The sequence below is a fragment of the Coralloluteibacterium thermophilum genome (assembly GCF_042654365.1).
GTDB lineage: Bacteria > Pseudomonadota > Gammaproteobacteria > Xanthomonadales > Xanthomonadaceae > Coralloluteibacterium > Coralloluteibacterium thermophilum.
The window spans coordinates 59,417-76,624 of record NZ_JBHSGG010000034.1; the positions used below are offsets into that span (position 1 = coordinate 59,417).

The window sequence follows — 17,208 nt, forward strand, 5'->3', positions numbered from 1 at the left end:
ATCCGTGCGGATAAAGTGGAGGACCCGCAGATCACAGTTGACGCAAATTCACGGATGAAGACGACGTTCGAGGAACTGCAGACCTTCGTGGCGGTGAACGACTGCGGCTCGCTGACCGCGGCGGCGCGCCAGCTCGGCCAGACCGCCTCCGGCGTGAGCCGCACGCTGGCGCGGCTGGAAGCCAAGCTCGGCAGCACCCTGCTGCACCGGACCACGCGGCGCATCGCGCTCACCGAGGAGGGCGCCGCCTTCCTGGGCGACGCGCGGGGCGTGCTGGCGGCGCTGGCCGCGGCGGAGGAGGCGGCCGCGCTGCGCCGCGACCGTCCCGCGGGCCGGCTCCGGGTGAGCGCGGCCTCGCCCTTCATGCTGCACGTGGTGGTGCCGCTGGTGCCCGGCTTCCGCGCGGCCTATCCGCAGGTCGAGCTGGAGCTCAGCAGCGACGACGCCATCATCGACCTCCTGGAGCGCCGCACCGACGTCGCCCTGCGCATCGGCCCGCTGCGCGACTCCAGCCTGCACGCCCGGCCGCTGGGGACCAGCGCCCTGCGGGTGCTGGCGAGCCCGGACTACCTCGCGCGGCACGGGACGCCGGCCGATCCGGCGGCGCTCGCGCGGCACGCGCTGCTGGGCTTCACCCAGCCGGCCACGCTCAACACCTGGCCGCTGCGGCACGCGGGCGGGGACGGCCTTGCGATCCGCCCGACACTGGCCGCCTCCAGCGGAGAGACCCTGCGCCAGCTCGCACTGGCCGGGGTCGGCATCGCCTGCCTCGCCGACTTCATGACCGCCGCCGACCGCGCCGCCGGAACCCTCGTGGAGGTGCTTCCGGAGGCGACGCTGCCGGCGCGGCAGGCCATCCACGCGGTCTACTACCGCAACACCGGGGTGGCCGCGCGGATCGGGTGCTTCCTCGACCATCTCGCGCACCACCTCGGCGACGCACCGCCCCGCACGCCCGGGCCGCGCGCGGCGGAATGAGACCCGCGACCGCCGGCGCGCGGAGACGGTGGCCCTGCGACGCGCGGCCGCGTCGCACTCGCCGCGGAGGCTATGGCACGCTCTCCGCGGGCAGCGGACAGGGAGCGCCATGGCCATCTCGCAGTCGATCCTGACCACGCGCCGGGGCGCGTTCCGGGCGATCTACCGCGACCTCGACCGCGGACGCCGGCTGGCGGCGACGCCGGTGGTGTTCTGCGAGGGCGATTCCTGGTTCTCCACGCCGCTGTCGATGAACCTGCTCGACTGGCTGGTCTATCCCGCGCCCGAGGACGCGGCGCGCGGCGTGCCGGTGTTCGGGGGCGGCGGACTGTTCTTCCGCGCCGAACGCATCGGCGACACCGCGGAAGCCATGTTCGGCCCGCGCAACGTGGCCGACCTCCTGCGCTGGTACCGCGGCTTCGAGTTCGACCTGGTGCTGCTGAGCGCCGGCGGCAACGACGCCACCGGGCAGTTCCTGCTGGACCTGTTCGCCGGCGAGGCCGACCTCGGCCTGGACGCGGCGCTCGCGCGGATGCGCGGCTCCGGCATCTACCCGCGGGTGCGCCAGGCCTACGCCCGCTTCATCGCCGCCTTCGGTGCGGCGCGGCCGGGGACGCCGATCCTCGCCCACACCTACGACTACCCGCAGTTGATCGGCGTGCCGGCGCGGCTGACCGTCGCCAACGTCGGGGCGGCGGCGCTGTTCAAGAAGGGCGCGGGACCGTGGATCGTGCCGGGACTGCGCCGCGCGCTGCCCGACCCGGCGGAGCAGCTCGCCTTCGCGCACACGCTCATCGACGACTTCGAGCGCGAGGTGCTGCGCCCGTTGCGCGAGGACCCGGCGCTGCCGCCGGTGTTCGACTACGTCGACCTGCGCGGCGGCCTGCCGTCGCCGGACGACTGGTTCGACGAACTGCACCCGACCGGTGCCGGCTTCCACACCCTCGCGCAGCGCCTGCGCGCGGCCATGCAGGCGCGCCTGCCGGTGGAGAAGGGCGGCCGTGCCGCACCCTGACGCGGCGGCCGCAGTGCGGTCTCAGGCCTCGTCCGGATGCCGCACACGCCACGCGGCCAGCGCCTCGCGATAGGCCGCCATGGCCTCGGCATGCAGGTCGTAGACGCAGGGATCGCAGCCGCTCTCGCAGCACTCCCCGGGCAGCGGCGGCTCGGGCGGTTCGGGTCGGGGATCCGGATCGGACACGGAACAGGAACGGCAGGGACGACGGGCCAGCCTGCCGGCTCCGGGCCCGGCCGGCAAGCGGCGTTGCGGTGAGGAGCGGGTCACGAGAGAACGCGCGGCGGCTCGTCCCGTTACTCACTCCTCTCCCACTCGCCAGGCAGCGCGCTGCGCGCGCTCACCCCCATCCCAGCCTTCCCCCGCAGGCGGGGGAAGGGGCGGGGCGCGTGGGCGTGGGGCTTGGGATCGGCGAGGCGGGGAACATGAGGAGTGGGGAGCGGGAGACGGTGCGACCGCTCGTCCTCGTTTCTCACTCCTCTCCACTCACTCGCCAGCCGCACAGCCCCCTCCCCCGCGGACAGCGGGGGAGGGTTGGGGAGGGGGCGCTTTTCGCTGGGAAGCGAAACACTGAGAAGTGAGGAGCAGGAGAAAGCGCGGCCGCCGAACTTCACAGGCCAACGCTCTCGGCCTTCAGGCCGCCACTATCCCGCCATCTCCTCGCAGCTCTCCGCACAGGCGCGGCAGATCTCGGCGCAGCGCTGCATCACCGGGTCGTCGCTGCCCATCCGGGCGCATTCGTCGGCGCAGGCGGTGCACAGCTCGGCGCAGGCACGGCAGGTGGCGGCGTGCTGCGGGACCTGGCGCAGCATGGTGTCGGCGCTGGTGCGGCAGATGTCGGCGCAGGCCAGCAGCAGGTTGATGTGGGCGCGCGCGGCGTGCTCGCCGCCGCGGTCCAGGCAGTGCGAGACCAGCTCGGTGCAGGCCTGGTGGCACGCGGTGCACTGCGCGATGCAGTCGCGCAGGTCGGCGTCGAGGTCGATGAGGTGCGTGTCCATCGTCCGTCTCCGGGTCGGGCAGCGGAGCATCGCGCGGGCGGGGTGCAGGCGGCGTGCGCGGGCCCCGTCACATCGCCTTGGAGCGGCGCTGGCTACGGTGCCGCGGCGGTGCCCGCTGCGGCACGCGCGGTCCTCGGCGACGGAGGTGTTCATGCGGTTCAGGGACAGGGTGGTGATCGTCACCGGCGCGGCGTCCGGCATCGGCGCGGCGACGGCACGGGCGTTCTCGCACGAGGGCGCCAAGGTCGTGCTGGTCGATCGCGACAGGGCGAGGCTGGACGAGGTCGCCTCCGAGCTGCCGCACGAGCACACCCTGAGCTGCACGGTCGACGTCGCGCAGCAGGCGGAGGTCGAGGGCATGGTCGAGAACGCCGTCGCGCGCTTCGGCGGCCTGGACGTGCTGTTCAACAACGCCGGCGTGCTGGCGTCCGGCAGCGTGACCGAGACCGACGCCGCGACCTGGCGGCGGGTGATGGCCGCCGACGTGGACGCGGTGTTCTTCGCGTCGCGGGCGGCGATGCCGCACCTGGAGCGCAGCCGCGGCTGCATCGTCAACACCGCCTCGGTATCGGGACTCGGGGGCGACCTCGGGCTGGCGGCGTACAACGCGGCCAAGGGCGCGATCGTCAACCTCACCCGGGCGATGGCCATCGACCACGGCCGCGCGGGCGTGCGGGTCAACGCGGTCTGCCCCACCTTCACCCGCACCGGCATGACCGAGGACATGATCGACGACGGCACCACCGTGCCGCTGTTCCGGCGGCACATCCCGCTCGACCGCATCGGCGAGCCGGAGGACGTGGCGCGGGTGGTGCTGTTCCTCGCGAGCGCCGACGCCGGCTTCGTGACCGGGGTCAACCTGCCGGTGGACGGCGGGCTGAGCGCCGGCAACGGCCAGCCGCTCTACGGATCCTGAGCCATGCCGAGGCCGCGCCCATGAGCACCGCCCCGCTGCGCACGGCGCTGGTCGTCATCGACATGATCAGCGACTACGACTTCCCGCGCGGCGAGGCGCTGGCGCGGCGGGCCCTGCCTGCCGCGCGCGCCATCGCGCGGCTCAAGGCCCGGCTCGGCCGGCAGGGCGTGCCGACGATCTACGCCAACGACAACTACGGCCGCTGGCGCTCCGACTTCCGGCAGACGATCGAGGCGGCGGCGGCCAGCCCGCACGGGGCGCCCATCGTCGAGATGCTCCGCCCGGGGCCCGAGGACTACTTCGTGCTCAAGCCGCGGCATTCGGCCTTCTTCGGCTCGCCGCTGGACATGCTCCTCGAGGATCTCGACGCGAAGCGCCTGATCCTCACTGGCGTCGCCGGCGACCGCTGCGTGATGGCCACCGCGGCGGACGCGCACATGCGCCGCTACACCGTGTTCGTGCCGCGCGACTGCATGGCGAGCGAGACCGCCGCGCGGCAGACCCGCGCACTGCAGCACCTCGAAGGCGCGCTGCAGGCCGACATCCGTCCCTCCACCGCGCTGACGCCGAGGCGCCTGCGCGCGGCCTGAGTCCCGGCCGCTCCACCCTGGGAGAGCCCGCATGGCCACGTCCGCCTCCGCCCGTCCCCACGCGCGCCGCGCCTGGCCCGCCACCGTCCTCGGCCTCGTCCTGCTGCTGCTCGGGCTGGTGCTGGCTGGCGGGGGCGCCTGGCTCGCCGCGCTCGGCGGCAGCCCGTACTACCTGCTGGCCGGCGTCGGCCTGGTCGTCTCCGGCATCGGCTTCGTGCGGGGCCGGCGCGCCGGCCTCCTCTGGTTCGCGGCGGTCTTCGTCGGCACGACGATCTGGGCCGCCTGGGAATCCGGCCTGGACTACTGGCGCTGGGTGCCGCGGCTCGGCCTGATGGTGGCGCTGGGCATCGCCGCCGCGCTGGTGGCGCCGCGCCTGGCCGGCGGGCCCTCGCGGCGCCTCGCCAACGGCGTGGTGGCCGTCCTGGCCCTGGTCTTCGTCGCCGCCTTCGCCCTCGCCTTCGTGCCCCACGGCGTCACCGAGGCGGACTGGAGCGGGCATCGCCCGCTGGCCGCGGCGCCGCGCACGGTCGCGGTCGGCGGGCAACCGGCCGACGCCCCCGCCGAGGGCGACTGGGCCGCCTACGGCCGCGACAACGCCGCCACCCGCTACATCCGCCTCGACCGGATCGACCGCGACAACGTCGGCCGGCTGGAGAAGGCATGGACCTACCGCACCGGCGACCTCCCGGAGCACCGCTGGGGCGCGGAGACCACGCCGCTCAAGATCGGCGACGCCCTCTACCTGTGCACGGCGCGCAACATCCTGATCGCGCTCGACGCCGCCACCGGCGAGGAGCGCTGGCGCTACGACCCGCAGGTCCGCGACGCATCCATCCCCTACACCGCCGCCTGTCGCGGCGTCGCCTACTACGCCCTGCCCGACGCGCCGGCGACGGCGCCCGGGAGCCTTCCCGCCGACGACGCCGCGGACGGCGACGCACCGCCGGGCACCGCGCCGCCGCCCGCGGTGGCGACGCGGCCGCGGACCTGCCCGACCCGCATCGTCGAGGGCACGCTGGACGGCCGCCTGATCGCCGTGGACGCCCGGACCGGCGTGCCCTGCGCCGACTTCGGCGACGGGGGGCAGGTGGACATCACGCTCGGCATGGGCGAGACCCCGCCGGGCTTCGTCTCGATCACCTCGCCGCCGACCATCGTGCGCGGCGTGATCGTGACCGGGCACCAGGTGCTGGACGGCCAGCGGCGCTGGGCGCCGTCGGGCGTCATCAAGGGCTTCGATGCCGAGACCGGCGCGCTGCGCTGGGCCTGGGACATGGTGCGGCCCGACATCGCCGGCCTGCCGCCGGAGGGCGAGACCTACACGCTCGGCACGCCGAACATGTGGACCATCGCCTCGGGCGACGAGGCGCTCGGCCTGGTCTACCTGCCCATGGCCAACTCGTCCGCGGACTACTGGAGCGGCCTGCGCCTGGCCGAGGAGGACCGCTACGCGACCTCGCTGGTCGCGCTGGACGCCACCACGGGCCGCCCGGCCTGGCACTTCCAGACCGTGCGCATCGACGTGTGGGACTACGACCTGGGCTCGCAGGCGACCCTGGTGGACTTCCCCGGCGAGGACGGGCCGGTGCCGGCCCTGGTGCTGCCGACCAAGCAGGGCGACATGTACGTGCTCGACCGCCGCACCGGCGCGCCCCTGGTCGGCGTGGAGGAGCGCCCGGTTCCGGGCGGCGGGGTCGAGCCGGAGCGGCGCTCGCCCACGCAGCCGTTCTCGACCTACCACACGCTGGCCAAGCGCGACCTCACCGAGCGCGACATGTGGGGCATGACGCCCATCGACCAGCTGGCCTGCCGCATCCAGTTCCGCCAGGCCAGCTACGCCGGCATCTACACCCCGCCGACCGCGGAGCGGCGCTGGATCCAGTACCCGAGCTACAACGGCGGCTCCGACTGGGGCGGCATCGCCATCGACACCGACCGCGGGGTGATCGTGGCGAACTACAACGACATGCCGAACTACAACCGCCTGGTCACCCGCGACCGCGCCGACCGGCTCGGCTGGCAGCCGCGCGACATCGCCGGCGACGCCGAGGCCGGGGGCGGCAGCGAGTCGCGCGGCGGCCGGATGGGGTCCACCGCCGAGGGCGCGGGCGACCCGCAGGCGGGCACGCCCTTCGCGGTGGACGTCAACGCCGGCTGGCGGCTGCCGTTCACCGGCCTGCTGTGCAAGCAGCCGCCCTACGGCGGCATCCGCGCGATCTCGCTGGCGACCGGGCGCACGCTGTGGGACCGCCCCTTCGGCACCGCCCGCCGCAACGGCCCCTTCGGCATCCCTTCGATGCTCCCGATCGACATCGGCACGCCGAACAACGGCGGCGCCGCGGTGACCTCCGGCGGCCTGGTCTTCATCGCGGCGGCCACCGACGACCTGATCCGCGCCATCGACATCGAGACCGGCGAGACCCTCTGGAGCGACGTGCTCCCCGCCGGCGGACAGGCCGGCCCCGCGGTGTACGAGGTCGGCGGCCGCCAGTACCTCGTGATCATGAGCGGCGGCCACCACTTCATGGAGACGCCGGCGGGCGACCAGGTGACGGCGTATGCCCTGCCAGAGCAACGCGTCACGGAGGAGTGAGAACCGAGGGAGGTGGGCTGCGCCGCACCCCTGACTTCTGCCCTCGCCCCAGGCGGCGCCTCGGACGTCGGGCATCCCGCAGCGTTTTCAGAGGGGAGACGGCCGAGGTCTGAGTGCCGTCCATCCTGCGCGCGCGGCATGGCTCCCGCGCTTTTGGGAGCGCGTACGAGACACGTGGCGGATGAGGAGCAGGGAGCGAAGGGGCGCGGGGGCACACCCTCGTTTCTCGCTCCTCATCGCTCGCTTCTCGCCTCCCGCTACAGCGGCTCGAACAGCTCCGCGAGGTCGGATTCGTCGAAGCGCAGGCTGGAGGTGCTGCCGCCTTCTTCCAGCACGGCGCGCGCGAGGTCGGACTTGCGGGTCTGCAGGGCCTGGATCTTCTGTTCGACGGTGCCGGTGCAGATGAGCCGGTAGACGAACACCGGCTTCTCCTGGCCGATGCGGTGGGCGCGGTCGGTGGCCTGGGCCTCGGCGGCGGGATTCCACCACGGGTCGTAGTGGATGACCGTGTCGGCCGCGGTGAGGTTGAGGCCGACGCCACCGGCCTTGAGGCTGATCAGGAACAGCGGCAGTTCGCCGTCCTGGAAGCGCCGGACCATGGCCGCGCGCTCGCTGCCCGGGGTCTGCCCGGTGAGCCGCAGGTGTGCGATGTCGCGCGCGTGCAGGGCCTGCGCGATCAGTTCGAGCATCTCGGTGAACTGCGAGAACAGCAGCACGCGCCGGCCCTCGGACAGCAGGCTGTCGAGCAGCTCCATCAGGGCTTCGAGCTTGGCCGAGCTGCGCACGTTGCGCGCGGTCTCCAGCTTGACCAGGCGCGGGTCGCAGCAGACCTGGCGCAGCTTGAGCAGGGCATCGATGACGACGATGCCGGACTGGCTCAGCCCGCGCGTGCTCACCGCCTCCAGCACGCGCGCGTGCTGGGCCAGGCGCAGGGTCTCGTAGAGCGCGCGCTGGTCGCCCTCGAGGTCGATGTGGCGGACGATCTCGGTCTTCTCGGGCAGGTCGTGCAGCACGTCGTCCTTGCGCCGGCGCAGCAGCAGCGGGCCGATGCGGCGGTTGAGGCGCTGCTGCCGCTCGCGGTCGCCGTGCTTCTCGATCGGCGTCCTGTAGAGGCGGGTGAACTGGCGCTCGCTGCCGAGCAGGCCCGGCTCGACCGCGTCGAACTGCGCCCAGAGTTCGCCCAGGTGGTTCTCCAGCGGCGTGCCGGTCATGGCCAGGCGCCGGCGTGCGGGGATCTCGCGCACGACCTGGGCGGCGAGGCTCTTGGCGTTCTTGATGGCCTGCGCCTCGTCCATCACCAGCACCGCGAAGGTGCGTTCGATCAGGCGCTCGCGGTCGCGCGGCAGCAGCGGATAGGTGGTGATCACGAGGTCGTTCTCGCCGACCGCGTCGTAGGCGTCGGCACGGCCGCTGCCGTGCAGGACCAGGGTGCGCAGCTCGGGCGCGAAGCGCGCGGCCTCGTCGCGCCAGTTGCCGACCAGGCTGGTCGGGCAGACCACCAGCGCGGGCACGTCGAGATGGCCCTTGCGCTTCTCCGCCAGCAGGTGGGCCAGCACCTGCACGGTCTTGCCCAGGCCCATGTCGTCGGCGAGCACGCCGCCCAGGCCGGTCTCGCCGAGGTAGTCCAGCCAGGCCAGGCCCTGGCGCTGGTAGGGCCGCAGGGTGGCCTGGAAGCCCTCGGGCGCGTCCACTTCGGTCCGCGCGCCCTCGCGCATGCGGATCAGGCGCTTGCGCAGCCCCGTCGCGTCCGACCAGCGCAGGCGCGCGGCGTCGCTCAGCTCGGCGAGGGTGGCGGCCTGGGTGCGGTGCACGCGCAGGTGGCCGGCCTTGTCGGTCTGCAGCCATTCCAGCAGCGGCGCGATCAGGGCGCGCAGGCGCGCCAGCGGCAGGGCGATGCTGCGGTGGTCGTCCACCGGGACGCGCCAGGTCGCATTGGCCTTCTCGCCGGGCACCGGCTGCATCGGGAAGTCCGGCGACTCCAGCACGCGGCGCAGCAGGGGCAGCATGTCGATGCGCTTGCCCTGGATGTCGATGCCGAGGTGCACGTCGAACCAGGCGCTGCCGTGCTCGCCGATCTCCAGGTGCCAGTCGCCGGTCTCGATCAGCTCGTTGTGCGGGAAGTCCTCCTCGTACTCCACCCGCGCGCCGGCGGCGGTGAGCTGGCGCAGCAGCGGGCGCCACGCCTCCGGCGCCAGCGGCGGGCGCTTCGGGTCGGGCCGCGCGAACAGGTCGGCAGGCCGGAGCTGGGCGCGCAGGCCGACGCCGGTGGGATCGTTGCGGGCGATCACCAGCCCCGCCTTCTGCAGGGCGGTGAGCAGGCGCCGCTCGCGGTTGAGGTCGCGGCGGATCTCGACGACCTGCCCGTCGATCAGCCGACGCAGGGTGGCGCCGTCGGCACCGAGGGGCACCCGCAGCGGGCCATAGTCGATGGCGACGCTGGCGACGCCGGCCTCGGGCGGCGGCGCGTCGGGATCGTCGCGCCGCCCGCGCGGCAGGACGATGCGCCGCATGCTCAGCACCGGCACCGGGTCGGCGTCGATGCGCCGCACCGGGCCGCGCAGCGCCGGGACCGGCAGCAGGGCCGCGGCGCCGCCGCGCTTCTGCTGCTGGAGGAAGTCGTTGATCTGCTCGGGCTGCAGCACCGGCGAGGCGGACAGCGCCTCGAGCAGGCGCGGATCGGCCTCGACCGCCCCCAGCGTCCACGGCAGCGCGTGCACGTACCAGATCTCCGCTCCGCGCAGCAGTTGCGCGTTGCCGTCGTCGCCCTGGATGCCGGCGGTCAGCACCTGGCTGCCGTCGGACAGCGGCTGCCAGGCCAGTTGCAGGGCGCGCGGCGGCCCGGGCAGCAGCTCGAATTCGCTCGGCGCCTCGTACCAGGCGGGATAGCGCGCCAGCAGGGTGCGCAGGGCGGCCTCCTGCGCCGCGGTCGCCACCGCGCGGAAGGCCACGCCGCCGTGGCTGACGAGGGTGCCGGCCAGCAGGGCGACGATGGCCTCGGCCACTTCCTCGGGCCAGCCGCCGGGCGGCGCCGGTGCGGGGCCGGCGGGACCGATGCTCAGCGGCTGCGGATCGACCAGGCTGCCGGGGCGCTCCCCGGGCCGCACCCAGACCATGCCCACGCACAGGCGCGGGATGCTGCGGCGGCGGTGGGTCGCGGCCTCGACCGCGGACGCCGGCTCGGCGGCCTCGTCCTCGGGCGGCTGGGCGCGGATCAGCAGGCCGAAGCGCTGGCGCGCGTCCGGCCAGACGTCGCCCAGGCTGGCCTGCACCGCCGCCAGCCAGTCGCGCCAGGCGGCGGCTTCGAACACGACCGCCTCGGCCGGCTCGGGAATGCGGTCGGGCTTGACCGCGAGCACGTTCGGCCAGGCGGCCGGCGGCAGGGCGGCGGCGGTGGTCAGCAGCGCGGCGGCGTGCGCGCCGGCCGGCTCGGCCTCGTCCGCCGCGGGCACGCCCTGCGCATCGAGATGCACCGTCACCGGGCGCAGCGCGCCCGCATCGGCGACGAGGCCGGTGAGCGCCGCGCCCGGCGCCTGCGCCTCGTGCCGCAGCTGCAGCACGTCGCCCGCGCGCAACGCCGCCAGCGCCTCGCGCAGGCGGGCAGGCGGGAAGCGATCGCGCCAGTGTCCGGCCGCAAGCTGCTCGTGCAGTGCCTCTGGGTTCATCCGTGGTTTCCGGCGAAGCAACCGGGAAGCCTAGCCTTCCAGAGCCTGTCGTGCACTCCGGGATGGGATGCGTGCGCCTGCGGCACGGCGATACGGCGTTGCGCGCCCTGCCCCGGGCGCCCGGCCCGTGCTGCATCGCGCGCCCCGTCCGGCGCAGCCCGGCGCGCGTCGCGCCCTCCCGGAACGCGCGACGCGCTGCGGGGCCCGCGCGGCGACCGGTGCGCATCCGCTGCGCCGCGGTTTTCCCGCGTCGCGCAAACGCGCCACAATGACGGCCTTTTCCGCCGCCTCCCCCGGCGGTCCCCCGAACGCATCGCAGGAGGTTCCATGGCCGACGCAACGCCCACCCCGCCCGCCGGCGGCGAGAAGATCACCATCAGCAACGGCGTGCTCAACGTTCCCGACAGGCCGATCATCCCCTTCATCGAGGGCGACGGCACCGGTCCGGACATCTGGGCGGCGGCGGTCCGCGTGCTCGACGCGGCCGTGGCCAAGGCCTACGGCGGGACGCGCCAGCTGATGTGGATGGAGGTCTTCGCCGGCGAGAAGGCGAACGACCGGTTCGGCACCTGGCTGCCCGACGCCACCGTCGACGCCTGCCGCGAGTACCTGGTCTCCATCAAGGGCCCGCTGACCACGCCGGTGGGCGGCGGCATCCGCTCGCTCAACGTGGCGCTGCGCCAGATGCTCGACCTGTACGCCTGCCTGCGCCCGGTGCGCTGGTTCGAGGGCGTGCCCTCGCCGGTGAAGAAGCCGGGCGACGTGGACATGGTGATCCTGCGCGAGAACACCGAGGACATCTACGCCGGCATCGAGTTCCAGGAAGGCACCGAGGACGCCGAGAAGCTCAAGGCGCTGCTCAAGGAGCACTTCCCCGACAAGTTCGGCAAGATCCGCTTCCCCGACACCTCGGGCTTCGGCCTGAAGCCGGTGTCGAAGGAAGGCACCGAGCGCCTCGTGCGCGCCGCGATCAACTACGCCATCGACAACGATCGCGACTCGGTCACGCTGGTGCACAAGGGCAACATCATGAAGTTCACGGAAGGCGCCTTCCGCGACTGGGGCTACGCGCTGGCGAAGAACGAGTTCGGCGCGACCGAGCTCGACGGCGGCCCGTGGATGACCTTCAAGAACCCGAAGACCGGCCGGACCATCACGGTCAAGGACGTCATCGCCGACGCCTTCCTGCAGCAGATCCTGCTGCGCCCGGCCGAGTACGACGTGGTGGCCACGCTGAACCTCAACGGCGACTACCTGTCCGACGCGCTCGCCGCGGAAGTCGGCGGCATCGGCATCGCCCCGGGCGGCAACATCAACTACGTGACCGGCCACGCCGTGTTCGAGGCGACCCACGGCACCGCGCCGAAGTACGCCGGCCAGGACAAGGTGAACCCGGGCTCGGTGATCCTCTCCGGCGAGATGATGCTGCGCCACCTCGGCTGGCACGAGGCGGCCGACGTCATCATCAAGGCGATGGACACCGCCATCGGCCAGAAGCACGTGACCTACGACTTCGCCCGCCTGATGGAGGGCGCGACCGAGGTGAAGTGCTCGGAGTTCGGCGACCGCCTGATCGCCGCGATGTAAGCCGCAGCGCCACGCGCAGCGAAGGACGGGGCGCCCGGTGCGCCCCGTCCGCGTTTCCGGCACCTGGAACCGCTTCCGGCGCCCGGCGCCGGAGGCGCCTCAGCGCGGGCCGGAGGCGCTCATCCCCACGAAGCCGAGGAACTCGGCGCGGGTCCGCGCGTCGTCGCGGAAATCGCCGAGCAGGGTGCTGGTCACCATCGACACGCCGCGCTTGTGCACGCCGCGGGTGGTCATGCACTGGTGGGCGGCCTCGATCACCACGCCCACGCCGCGCGGGGCGAGCACGCGCTGGATGGTCCCGGCGATCTGCGCGGTGAGCTTCTCCTGCACCTGGAAGCGGCGCGCGTAGGCCTCGACCACGCGCGCGAGCTTGCTGATGCCGACCACGCGGCCGGCCGGCAGGTAGCCCACGTGGGCGCGGCCGATGATGGGCGCCATGTGGTGCTCGCAGTGCGACTCGAACTGGATGTCGCGCAGCACCACCATCTCGTCGTAGCCCTCCACCTCCTCGAAGGTGCGCGCGAGGTAGGCCTCGGGGTCGGTGCCGTAGCCGGAGAACCAGTCGCGATAGGCCTTGGCCACGCGTCGCGGGGTGTCGATCAGGCCCTCGCGCGCGGGATCGTCGCCGGCCCAGCGCAGCAGGGTGCGCACGGCCTCCTCGGCCTGGGCCTGGGTGACGTCGGACTGGTCTGCGGCGCTCATGCCGGCTCCGGATGCTGGAAACGGACAAGTGTAGAGCGTGCCATGCCCGTTGAGACGAGATGCGCGGGGAAGCGGCCCGAGGGCGCGATGCGCGCCTGGCGCCGACCGCGCGCTGCCGCGGCTAGGCGCCGGCCGCGCGTCGCGGTGGCGCCGCCGCCCGCTCCGGGGGCGCGACCCGTCGCGGCCGGGCATCGCCCGCGCGCGCCTGCCGCTGCGCGCGGCGCTGCGCGCGCAGGCGGCCGCGCAGGTAGCCGAGCAGGAACTTCTCCTGCTGGCGGCTGCCGGTCGGGAAGTCGCCGATCACGGCCTCGCGCCAGCCTTCGAGCACGGCCGGATGGATGTAGCTCTTGCGGCACACCGCGGGCGTGTTGCGCAGCTCGCAGGCCACCTGCTTCACCGCGGCGGCCAGGGTCGAGGCGATGGCGCGCTCGCCGCCGACCTCGGGCACCGGCGTGGCCGCCAGCACCGAGAGCGCGCGCAGGGTGCCGCCCCAGGTGCGGAAGTCCTTGGCGGTGAAGTCGCCGCCCATCGCATCGCGCAGGTAGTCGTTGACCATGCCCGAGTCGATCGGATGGCGCTGGCCTTCGTCGTCCAGGTACTGGAACAGGTCCTGCCCGGGCAGTTGCTGGCAGCGGTGCATCACCCGCGCCAGGCGTGCGTCGTCGATGGCGATCTCGTGCTCGAGCCCGCTCTTGCCGCGGAACTTCAGCCGCACCCGCCCTGCACGCAGGAACTGCACGTGGCGGTGGCGCAGCGTGGTGAGGCCGTAGGAGCGGTTCTCGCGCGCGTACTCGACGTTGCCGACCCGGGCCAGCGTCTCGGCGAGCAGGGTCACCACCACGGCCAGCACCTTCTCGCGCGGCAGGCCGGGCAGGGCGAGGTCGCGCCGCAGCCGGCGGCGCAGGCGCGGCAGGGCCTCGCCGAAGGCGATGAGGCGGCCGTACTTGTCGAGGTCGCGGATCTCGCACCAGCGCGGGTGGTAGCGGTACTGCTTGCGTCCGCGCGCATCGCGGCCGGTCGCCTGCAGGTGCCCGTTCGCCTTCGGGCAGATCCACACCCCGGTGTAGGCGGGCGGGATGGCCAGCGCGCGGATGCGCGCCAGCACCTCCGGATCGCGCAGCGGCCGGCCGGCGGTGTCGCGGTAGCTGAAGCCCTTGCCGGCGCGCCGGCGGGTGAAGCCGGGCTCGCGGTCGCTGACGTAGATCAGGCCGGCCTGCTCGAGCTGCCCGGCGATCTCCCCGGCGCGCGCCTCGGCGGCGGTGTCTGCGGGATCGATGCGGGTGCGGGCGGCCATGCGGCGGCACCGTGGCGTGGCGGCCGCGAAGGCCGGGTGCAGGCCCCGGCCCGCGCCCGGCCGGCGTTCAGGACCCGATGCCGAAGCGCTCGGCGAGGCCGCTGCCGCGCTGGGTGCGGCGCGCGATGCCGGCGCGCAGCACGTCCTCGTCGGCGCACAGCAGCAGGGCGCTGCGGCAGCGGGTGATGCCGGTGTAGACCAGTTCGCGCCCGATCACCCGCGCGCCGCGCTCGGGCAGGACCAGCAGCACTTCGGCGAATTCCGAGCCCTGCGACTTGTGGACGGTCATCGCGAACGCGGGCTCGTGCGCGGGCAGGTTGGAGGGCCGCCAGTGCGCCAGCGTGTCCGGGCCGGTCTCGAACCACACCGACAGGCCGCCGTCGGGGTCCGGCCAGCACACGCCGATGTCGCCGTTGTAGAGCCCGTGCCGGTAGCTGTTGGCGGTGATCATCAGCAGGCGCCCGGGATAGAAGGCGCCGCCGCGGGGGGCGAGCGCGGCCTCGATCTGGGCGTTGAGCGCCACGCTGCCCGCGGGCCCCTCGCGCACCGCCGTGAGCACCCGGAAGGCCAGCGCACGCTGCAGGGCGGCGCGCGGGTCCGGCGCCTCGGCGATGCGGCGGTACGCCGGCAGGGCGCGCTCGCGCAGCAGCCCCGGGAGCGCGCGATCGCCGCCGCGTTCCCAGCGCAGGCCGCGCCAGCGCGCCTCGGCCAGCCCCGCGACCGCCGCCTCGGCCTCGCCGGCGCGCACGTGGGCGGCGAGCGGGGCGAGCTCGATCGCCGCGTCCTGCCGGTGCACGCGGGCGAGCTGCACGCGGTGGCCGTCCAGCACCGTCCGCGGCGCCGTCACCGGCACCGCAAGGCCGGCCCGCGCCGCGAGCCAGGCCGCCGGCGCGGGCGGCTGGGCGTCGCCGCCGCCGGCGGCATCGCACAGCGCCGCCAGCACGTCGCCGGTCTCGACCGAGGGCAACTGGTCGCGGTCGCCGAGCAGGATCAGCCGGGCGCCGTCCGGGATGGCCTCGGCGAGCCGGCACATCATCGGCAGGTCGACCATGGAGGCCTCGTCGACCACCACCAGGTCCGCCTCCAGCGGCGCGTCGGCGCCGTGGCGGTAGCCGTCGGGGCGCCAGCCCAGCAGGCGGTGCAGGGTCTGCGCCTCGGCCGGGATGGCCGCGCGCACGCCCTCCGGCAGCAGGCCGGCCATGCGCTCGACGCCGCGGTGCAGGGCCTCCGCCAGGCGCGACGCGGCCTTGCCGGTGGGCGCGGCGAGGCGGATGCGCAGCGGCGGCGCGGCACGCCGCAGGGCGTCCTCCACCAGCAGGGCGAGCACGCCGGCGACGGTGCTGGTCTTGCCGGTGCCGGGGCCGCCGGTGACCAGCAGCAGGTGCCGGCGCTGCGCCAGCGCCGCGGCCACGGCCTGGGCATCGCCGTCGGGGAACAGCGCCGCCAGCCGCGCGCGCAGCCAGCCGTCGTCGTCCGCGGCCGGCGCGGCGAACAGGTCCGGCTGCGGGCCGCCGGCCGCCGGCAGGGCGAAGGCCGCGTCGCCCTCCCCCGCCGCGATGCGGCGCAGCGCCGTCGCCAGCCGCCGTTCATAGTCCCAGTAGCGGCGCAGGTAGAGCCGGTCGTTCTCGAAGGCGAGCACGCGGTCGGCCTCCGGCGCCGCGGGCGTGGCCACCCACGGCGAGGCGAACAGGGCCGCGCGCAGCGCGTCGGCCGCGGGCAGGGGCGGGAGGTCGAGCAGCGGATCGATCTCGCGCGCCAGCTCGTCCAGTTGCGCCACGACCACGCCGGCGTGGCCGAAGGCCAGGGCGCGGCTGGCGAGGGCGGCGGCGAGCAGCACCGGCTCGGGCGTGTCCGGCCGCAGGCGCCGCATGGACTGCGCGAGCGCATGGTCGACGCTGCGCAGCCAGCCCCCGCGCTGCCAGGCCGCGAGCAGGGCGTCGCCGCTCATGCGCCGCCCCCGAGCAGGGCGTCCAGCGCCGTCACCAGCTCTTCGGGGAAGCGGGTGGCGAACACGCCGCGCCCGCTCCCGTCGAGGCCGCGGCAGAACAGGTAGCGCACCCCACCCATGTGCCGCGCGTAGGCGTAGTCCGGCAGGCGCGCCCGCAGGTAGCGATGCAGGGCGAGGGTGTAGATCAGCGCCTGCAGGTCGTACTCGCTCTCGCGCATCGCCGCCTCCAGCGCCGCGGCGCCGTAGTCGCGCAGGCGGTTGCTCTTGTAGTCGAGCACGTAGTAGCGGCCGTCGTGGCGGTAGACCAGGTCGATGAAGCCGGTCATCAGGCCCTCGATGCGGGCCCGCAGGCCGAAGCCGCGGCGCCCGCGCAGCACGTCGTGCGCGTGCAGCAGCGCGATCAGGTCCGGGATGGCCACCGGGGCCATCGACAGGTGGAACTCCATCTCGCTGCGCCGCGCGGCGGCGGGCAGGTCGGCCAGCCGCGCGCCTTCGGGCAGGGGCGCGGCCAGCGTCGCGGCGACCAGCTCGGCGAGCAGCCGCAGGCCGTCGGCGAGGACCTCGTCGCCGCCGTAGCCGCCCTCGCGCAGGGCCTCGGCGAGGATCGCGCGCTGCTCCGGCGGCACCGCGTCGGGCTGCCGCCAGCAGGCGAAGTCCACCCGTTCCAGCGCGGCGTGCAGCACGTTGCCGAAGCGTGCGCCGGAGAAGCGCAGGTCCGGCGCCGCCTCGGCCGGCTCGTCGCCGGCGCCGCGGGTCGCCGTGTCCAGCGGTGCGGGCCCGGCGCCGCCGTCGGCCTCGCGGGCCAGCTGCGAGAAGCTGTACACCCACCAGTCGCGCGCCAGCGCGCCGCGCGCGGCCTCCGTCGGCGGCAGCGCGGGCGGCGCGGCCAGGCGCAGGCGGCCGGCCGGCACCGCGTCCACGGCGG

General features: G+C 74.6%; 13 protein-coding genes. 6 read left to right on the plus strand and 7 right to left on the minus strand.

Annotation, left to right across the window (positions count from 1 at the left end):
• Positions 1–54: 54 nt before the first annotated feature.
• Entirely contained in the window at positions 55–978 is a 924-nt protein-coding gene (locus tag ACFO3Q_RS12600; protein WP_377005072.1) for a LysR substrate-binding domain-containing protein, read from the plus strand.
• Positions 979–1,087: 109 nt separating this feature from the next.
• Positions 1,088–1,993, plus strand: a complete 906-nt coding sequence (locus ACFO3Q_RS12605; RefSeq protein ID WP_377005073.1) for a hypothetical protein — start codon at positions 1,088–1,090, stop codon at positions 1,991–1,993.
• Positions 1,994–2,014: 21 nt separating this feature from the next.
• Here the strand turns inward: ACFO3Q_RS12605 and ACFO3Q_RS12610 are convergent, their stop codons facing one another.
• Together ACFO3Q_RS12610 and ACFO3Q_RS12615 are read right to left on the minus strand one after the other, a co-directional pair.
• The gene (locus tag ACFO3Q_RS12610) at positions 2,015–2,179 is read right to left on the minus strand and encodes an oxidoreductase-like domain-containing protein (protein WP_377005074.1); all 165 of its coding nucleotides are present in this window, start codon (positions 2,177–2,179) and stop codon (positions 2,015–2,017) included.
• 458 nt (positions 2,180–2,637) lie between these two features.
• Positions 2,638–2,991 (minus strand): four-helix bundle copper-binding protein, encoded by a 354-nt coding sequence (locus ACFO3Q_RS12615; RefSeq protein ID WP_377005075.1) that lies wholly within the window; start codon positions 2,989–2,991, stop codon positions 2,638–2,640.
• A gap of 151 nt (positions 2,992–3,142) precedes the next feature.
• Here ACFO3Q_RS12615 and budC point away from each other — a divergent pair, with 151 nt between their 5' ends.
• Genes budC through ACFO3Q_RS12630 form a run of 3 tightly spaced genes read left to right on the plus strand, consistent with a single transcriptional unit; the run spans position 3,143 to position 7,090 of the window.
• On the plus strand, positions 3,143–3,907 hold the full coding sequence (gene budC, locus ACFO3Q_RS12620; RefSeq protein ID WP_377005076.1) for a meso-2,3-butanediol dehydrogenase: 765 nt from the start codon (positions 3,143–3,145) through the stop codon (positions 3,905–3,907).
• Positions 3,908–3,927: 20 nt separating this feature from the next.
• Positions 3,928–4,497 (plus strand): cysteine hydrolase family protein, encoded by a 570-nt coding sequence (locus ACFO3Q_RS12625; RefSeq protein WP_377005077.1) that lies wholly within the window; start codon positions 3,928–3,930, stop codon positions 4,495–4,497.
• Positions 4,498–4,528: 31 nt separating this feature from the next.
• Entirely contained in the window at positions 4,529–7,090 is a 2,562-nt protein-coding gene (locus ACFO3Q_RS12630; protein ID WP_377005078.1) for a membrane-bound PQQ-dependent dehydrogenase, glucose/quinate/shikimate family, read from the plus strand.
• 257 nt (positions 7,091–7,347) lie between these two features.
• On the opposite strand, the gene ACFO3Q_RS12635 is transcribed toward ACFO3Q_RS12630, so the two are convergent.
• Positions 7,348–10,752, minus strand: a complete 3,405-nt coding sequence (locus ACFO3Q_RS12635; RefSeq protein ID WP_377005079.1) for an SNF2-related protein — start codon at positions 10,750–10,752, stop codon at positions 7,348–7,350.
• A 327-nt stretch (positions 10,753–11,079) separates the two neighbouring features.
• Between ACFO3Q_RS12635 and icd the strand changes: the two genes are divergently transcribed.
• Complete coding sequence (gene icd, locus ACFO3Q_RS12640) at positions 11,080–12,339, plus strand: NADP-dependent isocitrate dehydrogenase (protein ID WP_377005080.1); 1,260 nt, start codon at positions 11,080–11,082, stop codon at positions 12,337–12,339.
• 99 nt (positions 12,340–12,438) lie between these two features.
• On the opposite strand, the gene folE is transcribed toward icd, so the two are convergent.
• The 4 genes from folE to ACFO3Q_RS12660 all read right to left on the minus strand — a co-directional run.
• The gene (gene folE / locus ACFO3Q_RS12645) at positions 12,439–13,041 is read right to left on the minus strand and encodes a GTP cyclohydrolase I FolE (RefSeq protein ID WP_377005081.1); all 603 of its coding nucleotides are present in this window, start codon (positions 13,039–13,041) and stop codon (positions 12,439–12,441) included.
• A gap of 121 nt (positions 13,042–13,162) precedes the next feature.
• Positions 13,163–14,335 (minus strand): DNA topoisomerase IB, encoded by a 1,173-nt coding sequence (locus ACFO3Q_RS12650; RefSeq protein WP_377005082.1) that lies wholly within the window; start codon positions 14,333–14,335, stop codon positions 13,163–13,165.
• A gap of 67 nt (positions 14,336–14,402) precedes the next feature.
• On the minus strand, positions 14,403–16,283 hold the full coding sequence (recD, locus tag ACFO3Q_RS12655) for an exodeoxyribonuclease V subunit alpha (RefSeq protein ID WP_377005083.1): 1,881 nt from the start codon (positions 16,281–16,283) through the stop codon (positions 14,403–14,405).
• Positions 16,280–17,208: PD-(D/E)XK nuclease family protein (locus tag ACFO3Q_RS12660; RefSeq protein ID WP_377005084.1), on the minus strand; the 929-nt coding region annotated here is incomplete at its 5' end. The genes recD and ACFO3Q_RS12660, both read right to left, overlap by 4 nt.

Bases quoted from the DNA above. Each gene is read 5' to 3' on its own strand.
- ACFO3Q_RS12600 (WP_377005072.1), top strand. From the start codon at position 55: ATGAAGACGACGTTCGAGGAACTGCAGACCTTCGTGGCGGTGAACGAC.
- ACFO3Q_RS12605 (WP_377005073.1), top strand. From the start codon at position 1,088: ATGGCCATCTCGCAGTCGATCCTGACCACGCGCCGGGGCGCGTTCCGG.
- ACFO3Q_RS12615 (WP_377005075.1), bottom strand. From the start codon at position 2,991: ATGGACACGCACCTCATCGACCTCGACGCCGACCTGCGCGACTGCATC.
- budC (WP_377005076.1), top strand. From the start codon at position 3,143: ATGCGGTTCAGGGACAGGGTGGTGATCGTCACCGGCGCGGCGTCCGGC.
- ACFO3Q_RS12625 (WP_377005077.1), top strand. From the start codon at position 3,928: ATGAGCACCGCCCCGCTGCGCACGGCGCTGGTCGTCATCGACATGATC.
- ACFO3Q_RS12630 (WP_377005078.1), top strand. From the start codon at position 4,529: ATGGCCACGTCCGCCTCCGCCCGTCCCCACGCGCGCCGCGCCTGGCCC.
- ACFO3Q_RS12635 (WP_377005079.1), bottom strand. From the start codon at position 10,752: ATGAACCCAGAGGCACTGCACGAGCAGCTTGCGGCCGGACACTGGCGC.
- icd (WP_377005080.1), top strand. From the start codon at position 11,080: ATGGCCGACGCAACGCCCACCCCGCCCGCCGGCGGCGAGAAGATCACC.
- folE (WP_377005081.1), bottom strand. From the start codon at position 13,041: ATGAGCGCCGCAGACCAGTCCGACGTCACCCAGGCCCAGGCCGAGGAG.
- ACFO3Q_RS12650 (WP_377005082.1), bottom strand. From the start codon at position 14,335: ATGGCCGCCCGCACCCGCATCGATCCCGCAGACACCGCCGCCGAGGCG.
- recD (WP_377005083.1), bottom strand. From the start codon at position 16,283: ATGAGCGGCGACGCCCTGCTCGCGGCCTGGCAGCGCGGGGGCTGGCTG.